The organism is Ferrovibrio sp. GW821-FHT12D07 (assembly GCF_058807275.1).
The window spans coordinates 716,464-733,515 of sequence record NZ_JBXAQN010000001.1 but is presented as its reverse complement, the minus strand read 5'-3'; the positions used below and the strand labels follow the sequence as shown (position 1 = coordinate 733,515).

Genomic DNA, 17,052 nt, shown 5'->3' with positions numbered 1-17,052 from the left:
ATGCGCCTCGCGGCTTCGGCGGAGACGTTCAGCATCCGGATTCCGGATGCGGCGCTGGCCGATCTGCAGGCACGACTGGCACTCAGCCGCTTTCCGGCCGAGCCGCAGGATGCGGCCTGGCAATACGGCAGCAACGGCGCCTATATGCGCCGCTTCGTCGCGCGCTGGTGCGACGGTTTCGACTGGCGCATCTGGGAAGCGAAGCTAAATGCCTATCCGCAATATCGCGTGGCGCTGCAGCGCCCCGATGGCGGCCGGCAAACCGTGCATTTCCTGATCGAGCGCGGTTCGGGTGACGCGCCCCGCCCGCTGCTGATGACCCATGGCTGGCCGGGCTCGGTGCTGGAATTCCTTGATGTCATCCCGCGGCTGGCGCATCCCGAACGCTTTGGCGGCCGGGTGGAAGACGCCTTCACGGTGGTCTGCCCCACCCTGCCCGGCTACGGCTTCTCGATGCCCATCGAAAAACCAATCGGCCCGCGCGCGATTGCCAGGCTGTGGCGCGACCTGATGGTGGATGTGCTGGGCTGCGAACGCTTCCTGGTGCAGGCCGGCGATTTCGGCTCCATCGTCTCGAGCTGGATGGGCGTCGACCATGCCGCGCATGTCCAAGCCCTGCATCTCAACATGGTGCCGCTGCGCCCGGCGATCACCAAGGACTCTGCTCCGCTCGGCGATGCCGAGAAGGACTGGATCGCGCGCACCAAGAAGCGGCATGCCGCCGAGACCGGCTATCTGGCGATCCAGAGCACCAAGCCCTCGACGCTCGGTTATGGCCTAAGCGACAGCCCGGTGGGACTGGCGGCCTGGTTCGTCGAGAAATTCCACGGCTTCGCCCGCGCGCCCGGCCAGCAAGAGCCGGTCTTCGACATGGATCACCTGATCGCCAATATCGCGCTCTACTGGTTGACCGATACGGCGACCACTGCCACCTGGATATACTGGGCCGCGCGCGAGACCGGCGACTTCAATCTGAAGCCCGGTGAATTCATCGCGGTGCCCACCGGCTTCCTGCTGGTGCCCTGGGACCTGACGCCGCCGCCACCGCCAGGCTGGCTGGAGCGCGGCTATGCCGTGACGCATCGCCACGACCTGCCGCAGGGCGGCCATTTCGTCGCCATGGAGCAGCCCGAGGCTTTCGCGGCCGACGTGCAGGCATTCTTCCGCAACATGCAGATCTAGGATCATGAGCAAGAGCGAACGCTGGTTTGAGGATTACACTGTCGGCGAGATCATCCGCGCCGATGGCGTCACCATTTCAGAAGCCGAAATCCTGTCCTTTGCCTTCACCTACGATCCGCAGCCGTTTCATCTCGACAAGATTGCCGCTGAGCGATCGCCGTACAAAGGCCTGATCGCGTCCGGCTGGCAGACCGGCCTGCTGGGCTTCCGCATGCTACTCAATGCCGGCCTGCTTGGGAAAGGCAGCATGGGCTCTCCCGGCCTGGATGAAATCCGCTGGTTCATGCCGGTGCGCCCGGGCGACACGCTGTACGGCCGCGCCAGCATCGAGGATAAGCGCGAAAGCCAGTCGAAGCCTGATCGCGGCATCGTGCGGATGAAATACTGGATCGAGAACCAGGTAGGCGAAACCGTGATGAGCTTCTTTGGCACCCAGATGGTGCTGAAGCGGCCCTAGACCCGCTCCAGCGTCAGCTCCTCGCGGATGAAGGCCGCCAGCCGCTTGGCATGGCTGAGCGGTAGCATATGGCCGCCATCGGTGATCTCGACCAGGCTCGCATGCGGAATCGACCGAGTCAGCAGTTCGGCGATGCGACGCGTCGGCTGCGGCGAACGGCCGCCGCGGATCACCAGCACCGGCATGCCCAGTTCGGCATACCGCTCGGCCGGCATGCGGGCCGCATAGAGTGCGGTGAAGTCGCTGCCGATGCTGGACAGCCGCAGGGTCATCTCGGTTTGCATCGCGCCGGGCAGACTCGCCCAGGTACCGGCGCCATTCCAGTAATCCACGAACAGCCCCGTGGTGATATGGCTGACCACCGGATCATCCTGCTTGCCGCCGCTGGCGAGCTGACGCCCGATGCGGGCAAGGTCTTCCAGCAGCACCGCGTCTTCCGCATCGCCGCTGCGCAGCATGTGGAAGGCCGCCGGCTCGGCCAGGATCAGATGCGATGCCATCTCGGGATGATCGAGCGTGAGCTGCAGCGCGATGGCACCGCCCATCGAATGTCCGACGATAATGGCGGGGCCATCCAGAAGCGTGGCCAGCACATCCCGCACGGCGCGCACATGGTCCTCGACGGTGACATCGCGGTCCAGCGGCCAGGCTGGCGATTTGCCATAGCCATACAGTTCGGGCGTGATGGCGCAGACCGGAACCTGCTGCTCGGCCAGTTCGGCGATCACCTTGTGCCAATGGCCACGGTCGCCCGCCGTGCCATGAATGAAGACGATCGACAGGCCGCTGCCGGATTTTCGGCAAGCCAGCTGCACATCGAGCATGGAAGTGATGGCGTTCATGACTGGGGGTTACTCACGCTCTGGCCGGCTGCGCCGCATCGCCCAGCGGCTTCATGCTGACCGGGATGTTGACCAGGGCGGCGGCGGCGCTGAGCGCGATGCAGATCCACCACATCATCGCGTAGGAGCCGGTGAGATCGTAGAGCGCGCCGCCAAGCCAGGCGCCAAGAAACGCGCCGACCTGATGGCCGAGGAACACCAGGCCCAACAGTGTCGCCATATAGTACGGCCCGAAAATCTGGCCCAGCAGCCCCGAGGTCGGCGGGATCGACGACATCCAGAACACGCCCAGCACCGCCGAGAGCAGCAGCACCGCCCCATCATTGACCGGCGCGAACAGCAGCGCCGTCATCGCCAGCGCGCGGCAGCCGTAAATCCAGATCAGGATGGTGCGCTTGCTGCGCGTCTGGCCGAGCACGCCGACAAAGTAGGCCGAGAACAGGTTGGTCAGGCCGATGGCGCCCAGCGCCCAGGCGCCGGTCTCGGCCGACAGGCCAAGGCTGGCCACATAGGCCGGCATATGGGTGAAGACAAAACCCGCATGCAGGCCGCAGACGGCAAAGCCGGCAAAGATCATCCAGAAGCTGCCGCTGCCGGCCGCCGTTGTCATCGTCGCCGTCAGGCTGCTGCGCGGGACTGATGACCCGCCGTTTCTGATATTGGCAGTCAGCAGCAAAGCACAGGGCAGGATCACGCCGATGCAGCCGGCCATGATCAGCAGCGCCGTCTGCCAGTCATAGATCACGATCAGCGCCTGGCTGACGGTGGCGAGCACGAACTGCCCCATCGAACAGGCGGCGATCGCCATGCCGGTGGCCCAACCATGCAGATGTGGCGGCGCGACGCGCGTCATCGCACCCACGCTCATGGTCCAGGATGCGCCGGCCAGACCCAGGCCGGCGACGACGCCGCCGGCGAGATGGAACAGGATCGGCGTATCGGCCACCGCCATGCCGGCGATGCCGGCGACATAGAGCAGCACGCCGCCAACCAGCACGCGGCCATAGCCATGGCGGTCGGCCATCGCGCCGGCCAGCGGCTGCGACAGGCCCCAGACCAGATTCTGGATCGCCAGCGCCAGGCCGAAGGTTTCGCGCTCCCAGCCGCGCGCCTGCAGGATTGGTTCGAGGAACACGCCAAAGGTGGTGCGCACGCCAAACGACAGGAAGGCCATCAGGCAGGCCGCCATGATGCAGGTATAGATCAGGACGGAGGGGATCGAACGGCCGGCGGCGACGCTCTGCATGGACACTGTATCCTGAACGCATACCGGGCCACCGATTCGGCGGCCCTTCCTGCCTGCCACTGTGGCCGGACCCTGTGGGGACAGGCGTGGTAGCCGGCGTGGAAATCGCGCAAACTCGGCTTGACTAAGCCCATACCCCACCCTTTTTCAGGCCCACAACCGCTTCCGGGGGATTACACAGAATGTCCGTCACGCTCTATTACGGTTCCGGCTCGGCCTATGCTTGGCGCATCTGGCTGGCGCTGGAGCACAAAGGCGTTGCCCATGACCTGAAGGTGCTGTCCTTCAGCGAGGGCGGCCACAAGACGCCCGAATACACCAAGCTCAACCCGCGCCAGCGCGTGCCCACCCTGGTGGACGGCGATTTCATCATGCGTGAATCGGCGGCAATCATGGAATATGTCGAGGAGCGCTGGCCGCAGGCGCCGCTGTTTTCCGGCGACCTGCGCATGCGCGGCGAACAGCGCCGCATGATCCGCGAGGCCGACAATTACGTGGGCGAGACGGTGGAGCATCTGTTCCATGCCGTGTTCGCGCCGCCGGAGAAGGCCGATGCCGCCGCGCTGACGCAGGCTGTCGCCGATGTGAAGGCCGAGATCGCCCGCTGGGAACCGCAGATCGCCGGCAACTATGTTAACGGTGATGCCGTGTCAGCGGTGGATTACACGCTGTATCCGCATCTGGCCATCATCGGGCGATTCCAGCTGCGCAGGCCCGAAGCGATTCCGGCCGATCTCTTCACGCCGAAAGTGGGCACCTGGATGGAGCGCATGAAGGCATTGCCGATCATGCAGAAGACCTGGCCGCCCCACTGGAAGTAGAAACGCCGGATTGGTGCGTCGCGCATCGCATCAATAAGTTCAGTTTCTGAACTCCGCATGGCGAAAAACCTGAGCTTGTGACGCTTCTGTCGATGGCCTACAAGACGGCAGAGGCTCGGACGACACATGCGCAACAGGAACGCCGTTCAAAACAAACCAAGCGGGATACTGATGCTCTCGCTGACAGGCTCGCTGTCCGCGAACCTGGATGGTGCCGACCTGGAACTGCCGCCATCCAAAAAGGCGCGCGCCCTGCTGGCCTATCTGGCATCCACCCGCCGTCCGCAGCGCCGCGAGCAGCTGGCGTCCCTGCTGTGGGGCGAGACGGAAGCCGGCCGCGAGGGACTGCGCTGGAGCCTGAGCCGTCTGCGTAAAACGCTTGAACTGGATGGCATGGTCCGTCTTGTCGCCGACCGGGACACGATCGTCCTGGATGCGGCTCATACGGATTGCGATATCTGGGCGCTGCAGAGAATCGCAACCATGACGCCCGCGCTGTCATCCACGGCAGACTTGATCGCGGCTGCCGGTCTGGTGCAGGGCGAGTTTCTCGAAGGCCTTGATCTGCCGGACTGCTATGAATTCCGGCTCTGGTGCATGGCGGAACGGGAAAACCTGCGCCGCTCGCAGGTCGCGATCCTGGCGGCATTGTGCGACCGGCTCGGCGCCACCGAACAGGCGCTGCCCTATGCGCGCCGGCGCGTGCTGCTTGAGCCGACAGAGGAAGCAGCCCATGTGTCGCTGCTGACGATGCTGATTGCGCTCGGCCGCATGCCGGAAGCGGAATCGCATGTCGAAACGGCGCAGCGGCAGTTCAAGACAGCCGACCTAGCGCCTCCGCACAAGCTGATCCGGCAATGGGCTGCCCATCGCACCACACGTCAGCCTGCTGTCGACCGGATCAGGAGCAATCCCGCACGGCAGCGCGTCCATTTCTGCACGAGTTCCGATGACGTGCAGATCGCCTATGCCGTTTCCGGCCACGGCCCGCGTCTGGTGAAGGCGGCCAACTGGTACAGCCATCTGGAATACGATCTGGAAAGCCCGATCTGGCAGCACCTGATCAACACATTGGCACAGGACCGGCAGCTGATCCGCTATGACAGGCGCGGCTGCGGCCTGTCGGATCGCACGACCCAGGCCTTGAGCTTCGACGAGTCACTGGCCGACCTTGAGGCTGTGACCGACACACTCGATACCGAACCCTTCGATCTTGTCGGCTTCTGCAGCGGTGGCGCCATGGCCATCGTCTATGCGGCGCGTCACCCGGAGCGCGTACGCCGCCTGATCCTGATCGGCACATCGGCGCTGGGCTGGCGCCGGCGCGCGCATGGCAATGCGCCCAACGAGCACATGGTCGCCCTGACGCGTCATGGCTGGGGTCTGGACAATCCGGCCTTCCGGCAGATTTTCACCTCGCTGATGTTCCCCGAGGCGACGCCGGAGCAAGCCACATGGCTGAACGAGCTGCAACGCGTCTCGGCCACGCCCGAAGCGGCGGCCACGCTGATGGACAGTTTCGGCGACTATGACGTGAGCGGTTTGCTCGCCCAGGTCCAGTGCCCGACCCTGGTCCTGCACAGCCGCGATGATTCCATGGTGCCGATGGAATTCGGCCGCGAATGCGCCACCGGCATACCGCAGGCCCAGTTCATCACGCTGCCCAGCCCGAACCACCTGATCCTGGAAAGCGAACCGGCCTGGTCGACCCTGAAGTCGGAAATCGAATCCTTCCTGGCATGACGAGGATCGCTGCGGCAGTCATGCCGCAGCCCTGAATACCGGACTGGCGGAAACGAGCGCTGCGGTCAGCCGGCCGCGCGGTGCTGGAAATCGCGGATCAGTTCCGCGACCATGGCTGCGTGGGTCAGCGGCATCATATGGCCGGCATCGGGAATGCCGATCTGTTGCGCCGCCGGCAGCATATTGGCCAGACCGGCGACGATGTTACGCACCGGACCCGGCGACTGGCCACCGCTGACCAGCAGTGCCGGCATGGTCAGCGCCGCGTAGTCGGGCAGTCGCGTGGGCTCGTTGAAGGCGGCCGTGAAGTCGCCCGAAATCGCACCCACCGTCTGGGCCATGGCATCGCGCAGCGGCTGGTCCACTGTCTGCCAGCGGCCTGCGGTGCTCCAGTAATCGAAGAAATATTCCATGGCGCAGTGCCGGCCCTCTTCAGCCTTCGAGGCCGCGCCGGTATGCACTGCGGTGGCGACGGCGGAAATTTCGGCAAACAGTCGCAATTCGGTTTCGCCGCGATCCTTCAGCAGGAAGAAGGCCGCCGGCTCGATCACCGTCAGCGTGCGGATGCGGTCGGGCCATGTCAGCGCGAAGCGCAGCGCCACCGCACCGCCCATCGAATGCCCGACAAGATCGAAGGGTTCGTCGATATCCTGCACGCAGCGCGTCACGATGGCGGCGTAATCATCCAGCGTGATCGGACGGTCGCCGGACCAGGCGGCCGTCTGGCCACAACCGAACAGTTCCGGCCGGATGATGCGGCGGCCGGTCTCACCCCAGGCGTTGATCACGCGCTTCCAGTGATGGCGATCCGCACCCGAGCAATGCAGCAGCACCAGCGGCCGTCCAGTGGCTGACTGCGCACCGATATCGTCGCAGCCGATAGGAAAATCCGCCGGCAGGCATGCGGGAGAGGTCGGATATGTCATTACTGTCATGGCAACTCGCGACGTTGAGCCGACTCGGAAAAGCCGACGATCTGCGTTGCGCTATAGCACGCGTGTTGCGTGGATCTTTGCGACAACGGTCACAAGAAGAATCACAATGGAGTGAGAGCCAGCGTTGTAAAATTCGTGGGATAATCCCGCGGGATTACAAAATGATGCGATATCTCATCGCAACGTAATCAATAAGCATACAACGCCGATCACCGTCAGCATTACCCCGGCGAGGCCACGTGCCGGCAGCTTGTCCTGACTGCGCAAAACGTGGCCGATCAGCAGCGTGAAAACCGGATAGGTCGCCACCAGCGGCGCAACGATGATCACATCGCCAAGCGACAACGCCGCAAAAAGACACAGCATGGCACCGCCATTGCAGAGCCCAACGCCGACGAACCACATCGCGCCCGGCTGGATCAGACGCGGCAGGCGACGGCGCATGAGCAGATAGATGACAAACATCGTGCTGCTGGAACAGACATAACCGATGGTGGCGGCGGCCAATGGATCGGGCCAGGCTACAAGCCCCAGCTTCGACACCGGCTGCATGAATCCGCGGATACAGGCGGCCAGCACCGCGAAAGCAATCGCGACAACCTGCAACGAAGCATCAGCACTGCCGCGTGGCGCATAGAGCAGCACGAAGACGCCACCAAGAATGACGGTGATGCCGGCCCATTGCAGCGGCAGCGGCCATTCGCCCAGCAACACCGCTGCCAGCGCCACGGCAAAGACCGGCGAAAGATTGCCGAAGCTGGCGGTCAGCACCGGGCCGATGCGCTGGTTGGCGAAGAAGGTCATCAGCGTGACGACGGCGGGAAACAGCAGGCCGCTCAGGGCGAAATACGGTATGCCGGACCGCATGCTGTCGGTCGATGGCCAGCCCTGCATACCGATATGCGCGGCGAACAGCAGGCAGAGGATGGCGGTGGCGGTTGGCAGGCTGATGCAGGCGCCAGCCAGCGGTTCGATGCGGCGCAGGCCGGATTGCCCCAGCACCAGCGCAAGTCCGAACAGCGCGGCGGCAGCCAGCGACAGAATGACAAGCATCACGCCTCTCCCCAATGGATGGATGCAATCTAAACAGCGACGCCGGATTTTATCGAGCCTATCATCGCGCCATGACGCATCTTCTTTTTCTGCCCGGCGCCGGCGGCGCGGCTGAATTCTGGCATCCGCTCGGCGCGCTGCTGCCTGAAGGCTGGCGCAAGACCTATCTGAACTGGCCCGGCCTTGGCCGCGAGAAACACAGGCCCGGCTTCGACAGCCTGGATGAACTGACGGCTTACGCGGCGGCGCAGCTTGAGCCGCGCAGCGCCATCGTCGCACATTCAATGGGTGGGATTTTCGCGATGCGGCTGGCACTGCTGTATCCCGAGCGCATCACGCATCTGGTGCTGACCGCATCATCGGGCGGCGTCGATGTGATGAAGTTCCGCGCCGCCGACTGGCGGCCGGCCTATCGCGCCGAATATCCCGACGCGGCGCCATGGATCACCGAAGCGCGCGCCGATCACACGGCCGAGATCGGCAGCATCACCGCACCGGCGCTGCTGCTCTGGGGCGATGCCGATCCGATCAGTCCGCTCGGCGTCGGCCGGCATCTGCACGGCCTGCTGCCGCAGTCGACCTTGCAGATCATCAGGGGCGGCGATCACGGCTTTCCGCATGATCGCGCATCCGGGATCGCGCCGCTGGTGGAAAATTTCCTGCGCGCTTGATCATCCCGATACAGGCACCATCTCAAGGATGCTGCTGTCGGACATCGTGAAAATCTTCGGGACGAAATGGGACTCAATTGGCCCTGAACGGGACAGGATTGGCTCCCAATGGGACAGACCTGGCTCCGAATGGGCTTCAATTGGCTCCATATGAGCCGCATCTGGCACCCTATTGACCCTGAAATGACGACGGCCGGTCAAGACCGGCCGCGCATCTTCAATGACTTGCGTCAGATTTAAAGACCAGTGGCGCCCATATCGAGGAATTTGCGACGGCGCGCCTCGCGTAGAGCACCTGGCTCTTGGCCGGCCAGGCTGCGCAGGTTGGCGTCCAGCGCATCGCCCAGGCTGTTCATGGCCCGCACCGGATCGCGATGGGCGCCACCCAGCGGCTCCTTCACGATCTCGTCCACGACCTTGAGCTTGAGCAGGTCTTCCGCGGTGACGCGCAGCGCTTCGGCCGCATCGGGCGCCTTGGCGTTGTCATTCCACAGGATGGCGGCGCAGCCCTCGGGCGAGATCACCGAATAGATCGCGTGTTCGAACATCAGCACGCGGTTGGCGGCGGCCAACGCCACCGCACCGCCCGAACCGCCCTCGCCGACAATCGCGGCGACCAGCGGTACGCGGATGTCGAGGCAGCAGTCGATGGCGCGCGCGATCGCTTCGGCCTGGCCGCGCTCTTCAGCCTGCACGCCCGGATAGGCGCCGGCAGTATCGACAAGCGTTACGACCGGCAGGCGGAAGCGGTCGGCCATGCGCATCAGGCGGATCGCCTTGCGATAGCCTTCCGGCTTGGCCATGCCGAAATTGTGCTTCACGCGGCCTTCGGTGCCACGACCCTTTTCATGGCCGATCACCATGACGGCGCGGCCACGTAGGCGACCGAGACCGCCGGTGATGGCGCCGTCCTCGGCAAAGGCGCGGTCGCCGCAGAGCGGGACATAGTCGGAGATCAGCGTCGCGACATAGTCGGCGAAATGCGGCCGGTCCTGATGGCGGGCGACCTGGGTCTTCTGCCAGGCACCCAGCTTGGCGTAGGTGCTCTGCAGCTGCTGGGCGGCCTTGGCCTCCAGCTTTTCCAGGTCTTCCGCGATATCGGTGTTGCCGCTGTCGACCAGCTTCCTCAGATCGGCGATTTTCGCCTCGAGTTCAGCGATCGGCTTCTCGAATTCCAGATAAGAGCGCATGGGGGCATCGTTTAGCATGGATCGCGGCGGCGGACAAACCCCCTAAGCCATTGTATTGGGTGAAGTTTTCCACATCTTTCGGGGGTGCCCGGGGCATGCTATAGCCCGTCCGCCCTTCCCTCCTGCCGAGTCCAGAGGCCCCATCCGATGTCCGCCGATCTCATTCTTGTCCGCCGCGCGCTGCTTTCCGTATCCGACAAGACTGGGCTGATCGAGTTCGGCAAGGCGCTCGCCGGCTTCGGGATCGAGATCCTGTCCACCGGCGGCACCTACAAGGCCCTGAAGGATGCCGGCGTCGCTGTGAAAGAGGTCGCCGAGCATACCGGCTTCCCCGAGATGATGGACGGGCGCGTGAAGACGCTGCATCCCACCATCCATGGCGGCATCCTCGCCCTGCGCGACGAAGCTGATCACAAGGCGGCGATGGACAAGCACAACATCCCGCCGATCGACCTGGTGGTCGTGAACCTCTATCCCTTCGCCGCCACCGTGGCCAAGGGCGCGGATTTCCCCACCTGCATCGAGAATATCGATATCGGCGGTCCGGCGATGATCCGCTCGGCGGCCAAGAACCACGGCTTCGTCAATGTCATCGTCGATGTGGCGGATTACGCCAAGGTGCTGGATGCACTGAAGACCAATAACGGCGCCACTGGGCTGAAGCTGCGCCGCGAACTGGCCGCCAAGGCCTATGCCCATACCGGCGCCTATGACTCGATGATCGCCACCTGGTTCGCGCGCCAGAATGGCGAGACCTTCCCGCCCACGCTGCTGCTCTCGGCCGAGCGCAAGCAGAGCCTGCGCTATGGCGAAAACCCGCATCAGGACGCGGCTTTCTACACCATCACCGGCGACAAGCGTCCGGGTGTCGCCACCGCCGTGCAGGTGCAGGGCAAGGAGCTGTCGTACAACAACCTGAACGATACCGACGCGGCTTTCGAGCTGGTCTCGGAGTTCAGCGACAAGCCCACCATCGCCGTCATCAAGCATGCCAACCCCTGCGGCGTCGCCACCGCCGACACCCTGGCCGCCGCCTGGGATGCTGCCCTGCGCTGCGATCCGGTCTCGGCCTTTGGCGGCATCGTCGCCATGAACCGCAAGCTGGACAAGGCCACTGCCGAGAAGATCGCCGCCATCTTCACCGAGGTGATCGTCGCGCCCGAGGCCGATGAAGACGCCAAGGCGCTGCTGGCAGCCAAGAAAAACCTGCGCCTGCTGCTGACCGGCGGCATGGCCGATCCGGTGGCGCCGGGCTGGTTCGTGAAAACGGTTGCCGGCGGCTATCTGGTGCAGACGCGTGACGCCGGCCGCATCGTGGAAGCCGACCTCAAGATCGTGACCCAGCGCGCGCCGACGCCGCAGGAACTGGCCGACATGCTGTTCGCCTTCCGCGTCGGCAAACATGTGAAGTCGAACACGATTGTGTATGCGAAGAATGGCGCCACGGTCGGCATCGGCGCCGGCCAGATGAGCCGCGTCGACAGCGCGCGCATCGCCTTCCGCAAGGCGCAGGATTCGGCCAAGGCGGCCGGCCTGACCGAAAGCCTGACCAAGGGCTCGGTGGCGGCAAGCGACGCCTTCTTCCCGTTTGCCGACGGCCTGGAAGTGCTGGTCGAAGCCGGCGCCACCGCCGTGATCCAGCCCGGCGGCTCGATCCGCGACCAGGAAGTGGTAGACGCCGCCAACAAGGCCGGGCTGGCCATGGTCTTCACCGGCATGCGCCACTTCCGCCACTAAGGGCAGATCTCATGTACACGCTCTACTGGGCTCCGGGCACCGCGGCGATGGCGCCGCAGACCATGCTGGAAGAGATCGGCGCGCCCTATGAGGCCGTGCTGCTCGACCGCGCCGCCAAGGATCATGAGCGGCCGACCTACAAAAAACTCAATCCCAACGGCCGGATTCCGACCCTGGTGGACGGCGACTTCGTCATCTTCGAGACCGCCGCGATCTGCCAATACCTGAACGACAAACATCCGGACGCAAAGCTGGTGCCGACCGATCTGCGCAGCCGCGGCCGTCATCACCAGTGGCTGACCTACATGACCAATACCGTGCAGGTGGGATTCAGCGACTGGTTCCACCCCGACTGGATTTTCGAGGATGCCGCCCTGCAGGCGGCGCTGAAAGCCCAGGCCGAGACCCGGCTCTATGGCATCTTCCAGGTGCTGGATGACGGCATCGGCGTCGGCACACGCCATATGCTGGGCGACGCCTACAGCATCTGCGACATCTATCTCGCCATGATGACGCGCTGGAGCCGCTTCCTGGCCCGGCCGATGTGGCAGTGGGCGAATATCAAACGCGTGGCCGGCAATGCCTACACCCGTCCGGCCTTCCAGCGGATGATGCAGAAGCAGGGCATCGGCTGGGCGGAAAACTGGCCGCAAAAGTAGACCTGTCGCCCGCGCCGCATAACTGTCCCGCGTATTCGCCGGGTCGGTAACCAACGCACCGTTATCTTTCCAGTCCCGTGCAGGCCCAACCTGCACAACCCCTCTTGTCGAGGGCAACCCAGCGCGCCAATATAGTTGGTGGATTGGGGCGTTATCTCTATTAACCGGAGATTCCGCATGCTTCTCGATTTTGTTCTGAAGTCGGTACTGAAGTCCGGTTCGTTGACGGTGATCGATCATCGCAACCAGAGCCGCCATTACGGTGACCCGCCGGGTCCCGACAACGTTGTGATCAGACTGATGAAGTCAGAGACGGGACGGCGCATGGCGCTGGACCCGAACCTTGCCGTGGGCGAGGCCTACATGAACGGCGATCTGGTGATGGAGAAAGGCTCCATCTACGACTTCCTCGCCGTGGTGGTCCGTAATCTCGGCACCCATGGACAGCTTCCGCTGTCGGGCCTGCAGAGTTCCATCGACCGCTTCACCCGGCTGTGGCACCAGTTCAACCCGATCAGCCGGGCCACCAAGAACGTGCAGCATCACTACGATCTGGACGGCCGGCTGTACGATCTCTTCCTCGATACCGACAAGCAGTATTCCTGCGCCTACTTTCCCACGCCGGAGACGACGCTGGAACAGGCGCAGCTGGCCAAGAAGCGGCATATTGCCGCCAAGCTGCAGATCGAACCCGGCATGAAAGTGCTGGAGATCGGCTCAGGCTGGGGTGGCATGGCGCTCTATCTGGCCGAGACCTGTGGCGCCGAAGTCACCGGCGTCACGCTCAGCACCGAGCAGCACACCATCTCGACCAGCCGCGCCCAGGAGCGGGGCCTGAGCGACCGGGTGAAATTCCATATCCAGGATTACCGCACGCTCGCTGGCCAGTTCGACCGCATCGTCTCTGTCGGCATGTTCGAGCATGTCGGCGTGCCGCATTACGGCGAATATTTCAGCGGCGTATCCCGACTGCTGAAAGATGACGGCGTGGCGCTGATCCATTCCATCGGCCGCATGGACGGCCCAGGCACCACGCCGGGCTTCATCCGTAAATACATCTTCCCCGGCGGCTATATCCCCGGCCTCTCGGAAGTGGTGCCGGTGGTCGAACGCACCGGGCTGTGGATCACCGATATGGAAATCCTGCGCCTGCATTACGCCGAGACGCTGCTGCACTGGCGTCAGCGTTTCATCGCGCAATGGGACAAGGCCAAGGCGCTGTATGACGAGCGTTTCTGCCGCATGTGGGAATTCTATCTCGCCGCCTCGGAAGTCACCTTCCGGCACTGGGGCAACATGGTGTTCCAGATGCAGCTGACCAAGCGGGTCGACACCCTGCCGGTCACGCGCGACTACATGCACGAGACCGAACTGGCGCTGGCCGGACGCGAACTGCCGCAGCGGCCCTTCGCCAAGACGGCCTGAATTGTGAAAGCCGGTGCGCTGCCTAGCTGCGTACCGGCTCCTTCACCTTCCACAAGGCAATAAAGCCCGCCACCAGGAAAACCAGCACGATCACCGCGCCGGCGCGCTGTGAATTGAAGATCGGCGTCATCACGGCAATGAGGAATGGCGCGAGGAAGGTGGTTGCGCGGCCCGACAGCGAGAAGATGCCGTAGAACTCGCCCACCATGTCAGGCGGCGAGAGCCGCGCCACCAGGGTGCGGCTGGCGGCCTGCATCGGCCCCATGCCGAGGCCGAGAAGAATGGCGCAGAGGAAAAAGACCTGCTCGCCGGTTGAGCTGAACAGCCCAGCGCCGGCCACGCGCGGCACGACATCGATGACAAAGAAGATGGAGGTCGGCGTGATGGAGAGAATTCCGAGCGTGCCGAGGCCGACCGAAAGAATGGCGAACTGCACGGCACGCTTGGAGCCGATCTGGTCTTCCAGCGATCCGCCGGCGATCACGGCCGGAATGGCGATCACGTTGAGCAGGATGCCGAAGATGCCGAGCTCGGTGGTGCCCCAGCCGAAAATACCAGCGGCATAGATGCCGCCGAAGCCGATCACGGTGACCAGGCCGTCATAGAAGATCATGTAGGCGATCAGGAAGCGGAACAGGTTTTCATATTGCCGCATATGGCGAATGGTGGTGATGACGCGGTGGATGCCGACCTTCACCACCTGGCCGAACGGCAGGCCTGAGCCGGGACGATCCGGCGTAAACAGAAACATCGGCAGCACGAAGATCGCGACCCATACCGCAGTCGCGGGACCGATGATGCGTTCGGCCTCGAAGGCATCGCGCCGCAAACCGAGCAGCGCCTCGCCCGGCGGCGGTGTGATGCCGATCAGCTCGGGCTGCGAGACGATCAGAATACCGAACAGCGCGATCAGGCCGCCGGCATAACCCAACCCCCAGCCCAGACCGCTGAGCCGGCCGACATGCCGCTGCGTTTCCAGTGACGGCAACAACGCGTTGTTAAAGGTTATGGAATATTCCGCGGCGATATTGGCCAGCACCAGACCGAGGATCACCAGCGGCAGAAGCTGCATCTGTCCCGGCTGCGCCAGCCACAGCAGCGCACAGCCGCAGGCCAGCACAAGCTGGAACAGGAACAGCCAGGGCTTGCGACGGCCGCCGGCATCGGCGATGGCGCCCAGGAAGGGCGCGCCCAGCGCCACGATCACGGCGGAGAAGGATTGCGTGAAGCCCCAGAGCGACTGACCCTCGATGGGATTGCCGATCACCTTGCTGGTGAAATAGGGCGCGAAGATAAAGGTGGTAATGACGGTGAAATAGGGCTGGTTGGCCCAATCGAACATCGCCCAGGACAGACGCGCCCGCCATGATGCCGGCGCGCGGGCCGCGGATGCAGCAGTTTGTGGCATGGCATCGTTGTCAGCCGTCATGGACATCCTGCTTCCAGTCGTTTGCCCCAGCATAGAGGCCGGATGCGACAGCGCCAATTGCCACCGGTACGCGCGCAGACACAATTGAAACAATTTTCGCAGTTGCGGGAAACAGAGGCGAAACCGGCACGCCCGATAAACCGGCCTGCACCAGCCAGCCGGCAACGCCCATGGCACCGGTTTTCCCAGGAGACCCCGCATGACCCCGCAGCAGATCACGCTCGTCAAAGAGAGTTTTTCCAAGGTCCTGCCGATCAAGGAGGCTGCCGCGGCGGCTTTTTACGATCGTCTCTTCACGATTGATCCTTCGCTGAAGCCGCTGTTCAAGAATGATCTGGTGGCCCAGGGCCAGAAACTGATGCTGGCCATCGGCACCGTGGTTGCAGCCCTCGACCGCCTTGAGACCGTTCTGCCGACCGTGCAGGCGCTGGGTCGCCGTCATGCCGATTACGGCGTGAAGGAGAGCCATTACGCGACTGTCGGTGGTGCATTGCTGGATACACTGGCCGGCGCCTTTGGCGATGCCTTCACACCTGAAATGCGCGAGGCCTGGGCTACCGCCTATGGTGCGCTCAGCAGCGTGATGATCGAGGCGTCACGGAAGGCCGCCTGACCCATGATCCAGCCATGACCACACTCCCTCAGCAGCAGATCGCTCCGGCCGACGCAGCGCAGCCGGCCGTCATACATCCGGCGCTGCCCACAGCGCTGACCAGCAGCGTGCCGATCCAGGCCTTCGTCGGTCCGCATGGCACGGTGGTCCACATGTTTGCCGCCGGTACCGGCGCGCCGGTGCTGGCGGTGCATGGCTCCGGCACGCAGGGCGCAATGTGGCGCAGCATGCTGCCCTGCATGAATGACGAGTTCCGCCTGCACTGCCCCGATCTCTATGGCTATGGCCAGAGCGAACCGCTGCCGGTGCAGCAGCGCATGACACTGGAAGACAATGCCAGCCTGATCGGCGCATTGCTGCGCCGCTTCGACCGTCCGGTGCATCTGGTCGGTCATGCCTTCGGCGCCGCTGTTGCGCTGCGGGCGGCACTGGACAATCCGACACGCCTGGCCAGCATGACGCTGTACGAGCCGCTGGCCCTGCATCTGCTGAAACCCGAATGCGAGGGCCATGCGCCGGCGCAGCGGCAGATCGAGATCATGGCCGGCGAAATGCGCATAGCCTGCCTGCGTGGCGCGACACTGGACGCCGCACGGCTGTTCTTCGATCACTGTCATGGGGCGGGCGCCTATGACGTCCTGTCCGAGCCGCGGCGGACCCTGCTGGCCGTGCAGGCGCCCCGGCTGTGCCTTGATATCGGCATGAGCTTCGGTCCCAGCCAGCCGCCCAGCACCTATCGTGCGCTGCGCATGCCGGTGCTGCTGCTGAGCGGCAGCCGCTCGTCCAGCACGCTCCGGTTGATCGCTGACCGCCTCGCCGGGGTGATGCCACTGGTCCGCCATGCCATTCTGCCCGAACTCGGCCATCTGGCGCCGGTCACCCACCCCGAAGCCGTGGCCCGGGTGATCCAGCCATTCCTGAACGTCTGCGAGCGCGCCCTTCCGCCGCACGTCCGGGGCTGAAATCCGCCAAGCCAGCATTCACCAGGCCAGCGTTCATCGGGCCTAAATTCACCAGGCCAGGCAAGAGGAATGGACGGCCCCGCCCTC

General features: G+C 64.2%; 17 protein-coding genes. 10 read left to right on the top strand and 7 right to left on the bottom strand.

Going from position 1 to position 17,052, the window contains the following annotated elements:
• Nucleotides 1–1,182: an epoxide hydrolase family protein gene (locus AC1RRE_RS03800; protein WP_492979759.1), complete on the top strand. Its 1,182-nt coding sequence runs from the start codon at nt 1–3 to the stop codon at nt 1,180–1,182.
• A gap of 4 nt (nt 1,183–1,186) precedes the next feature.
• Entirely contained in the window at nt 1,187–1,639 is a 453-nt protein-coding gene (locus tag AC1RRE_RS03795) for a MaoC family dehydratase (RefSeq protein WP_492979758.1), read from the top strand.
• Here AC1RRE_RS03795 and AC1RRE_RS03790 read toward each other — a convergent pair.
• Both AC1RRE_RS03790 and AC1RRE_RS03785 read right to left on the bottom strand, forming a co-directional pair.
• Nucleotides 1,636–2,481, bottom strand: coding sequence for an alpha/beta fold hydrolase (locus AC1RRE_RS03790; protein WP_492979757.1), 846 nt, complete (start codon nt 2,479–2,481; stop codon nt 1,636–1,638). The genes AC1RRE_RS03795 and AC1RRE_RS03790 overlap by 4 nt on opposite strands.
• Nucleotides 2,482–2,494: 13 nt before the next feature.
• A complete protein-coding gene (locus AC1RRE_RS03785; protein WP_492979756.1) occupies nt 2,495–3,727 on the bottom strand; it encodes an MFS transporter in 1,233 nt (410 codons plus the stop codon).
• 182 nt (nt 3,728–3,909) lie between these two features.
• On the opposite strand from AC1RRE_RS03785, the gene AC1RRE_RS03780 reads away from it, so the two are divergent.
• Entirely contained in the window at nt 3,910–4,548 is a 639-nt protein-coding gene (locus tag AC1RRE_RS03780) for a glutathione S-transferase family protein (protein WP_492979755.1), read from the top strand.
• 171 nt (nt 4,549–4,719) lie between these two features.
• Nucleotides 4,720–6,291, top strand: coding sequence for a bifunctional AfsR/SARP family transcriptional regulator/alpha/beta hydrolase (locus AC1RRE_RS03775; protein WP_492979754.1), 1,572 nt, complete (start codon nt 4,720–4,722; stop codon nt 6,289–6,291).
• 65 nt (nt 6,292–6,356) lie between these two features.
• Here AC1RRE_RS03775 and AC1RRE_RS03770 read toward each other — a convergent pair whose 3' ends face one another.
• A complete protein-coding gene (locus tag AC1RRE_RS03770) occupies nt 6,357–7,226 on the bottom strand; it encodes an alpha/beta fold hydrolase (RefSeq protein WP_492979753.1) in 870 nt (289 codons plus the stop codon).
• Between the two features lie 174 nt (nt 7,227–7,400).
• Nucleotides 7,401–8,279, bottom strand: a complete 879-nt coding sequence (locus tag AC1RRE_RS03765) for a DMT family transporter (protein WP_492979752.1) — start codon at nt 8,277–8,279, stop codon at nt 7,401–7,403.
• A gap of 71 nt (nt 8,280–8,350) precedes the next feature.
• Here AC1RRE_RS03765 and AC1RRE_RS03760 point away from each other — a divergent pair, with 71 nt between their 5' ends.
• The gene (locus tag AC1RRE_RS03760) at nt 8,351–8,950 is read left to right on the top strand and encodes an alpha/beta fold hydrolase (RefSeq protein ID WP_492979750.1); all 600 of its coding nucleotides are present in this window, start codon (nt 8,351–8,353) and stop codon (nt 8,948–8,950) included.
• A 236-nt stretch (nt 8,951–9,186) separates the two neighbouring features.
• On the opposite strand, the gene AC1RRE_RS03755 is transcribed toward AC1RRE_RS03760, so the two are convergent.
• Nucleotides 9,187–10,140, bottom strand: coding sequence for an acetyl-CoA carboxylase carboxyltransferase subunit alpha (locus AC1RRE_RS03755; RefSeq protein ID WP_492979749.1), 954 nt, complete (start codon nt 10,138–10,140; stop codon nt 9,187–9,189).
• A 147-nt stretch (nt 10,141–10,287) separates the two neighbouring features.
• Here AC1RRE_RS03755 and purH point away from each other — a divergent pair, with 147 nt between their 5' ends.
• The 3 genes from purH (at nt 10,288) to AC1RRE_RS03740 (ending at nt 13,961) form a co-directional block, all read left to right on the top strand.
• Complete coding sequence (gene purH, locus AC1RRE_RS03750) at nt 10,288–11,877, top strand: bifunctional phosphoribosylaminoimidazolecarboxamide formyltransferase/IMP cyclohydrolase (protein WP_492979748.1); 1,590 nt, start codon at nt 10,288–10,290, stop codon at nt 11,875–11,877.
• 11 nt (nt 11,878–11,888) lie between these two features.
• Nucleotides 11,889–12,536: a glutathione S-transferase family protein gene (locus AC1RRE_RS03745; RefSeq protein ID WP_492979747.1), complete on the top strand. Its 648-nt coding sequence runs from the start codon at nt 11,889–11,891 to the stop codon at nt 12,534–12,536.
• Nucleotides 12,537–12,713: 177 nt separating this feature from the next.
• Nucleotides 12,714–13,961 carry a cyclopropane fatty acid synthase gene (locus AC1RRE_RS03740; RefSeq protein WP_492979746.1) on the top strand — a complete coding sequence of 416 codons (1,248 nt, stop codon included), beginning with the start codon at nt 12,714–12,716 and terminating at the stop codon, nt 13,959–13,961.
• Nucleotides 13,962–13,983: 22 nt separating this feature from the next.
• Here the strand turns inward: AC1RRE_RS03740 and AC1RRE_RS03735 are convergent, their stop codons facing one another.
• The gene (locus AC1RRE_RS03735; protein ID WP_492979745.1) at nt 13,984–15,390 is read right to left on the bottom strand and encodes an MFS transporter; all 1,407 of its coding nucleotides are present in this window, start codon (nt 15,388–15,390) and stop codon (nt 13,984–13,986) included.
• A complete protein-coding gene (locus tag AC1RRE_RS03730) occupies nt 15,380–15,562 on the bottom strand; it encodes a hypothetical protein (RefSeq protein WP_492979744.1) in 183 nt (60 codons plus the stop codon). Before AC1RRE_RS03730 ends, AC1RRE_RS03735 begins: the two co-directional genes overlap by 11 nt.
• A 27-nt stretch (nt 15,563–15,589) precedes the next feature.
• Here AC1RRE_RS03730 and AC1RRE_RS03725 point away from each other — a divergent pair, with 27 nt between their 5' ends.
• Complete coding sequence (locus AC1RRE_RS03725) at nt 15,590–16,003, top strand: globin family protein (RefSeq protein ID WP_492979743.1); 414 nt, start codon at nt 15,590–15,592, stop codon at nt 16,001–16,003.
• A gap of 14 nt (nt 16,004–16,017) precedes the next feature.
• The gene (locus AC1RRE_RS03720) at nt 16,018–16,965 is read left to right on the top strand and encodes an alpha/beta fold hydrolase (protein WP_492979742.1); all 948 of its coding nucleotides are present in this window, start codon (nt 16,018–16,020) and stop codon (nt 16,963–16,965) included.
• The last annotated feature ends 87 nt before the right edge of the window (nt 16,966–17,052 follow it).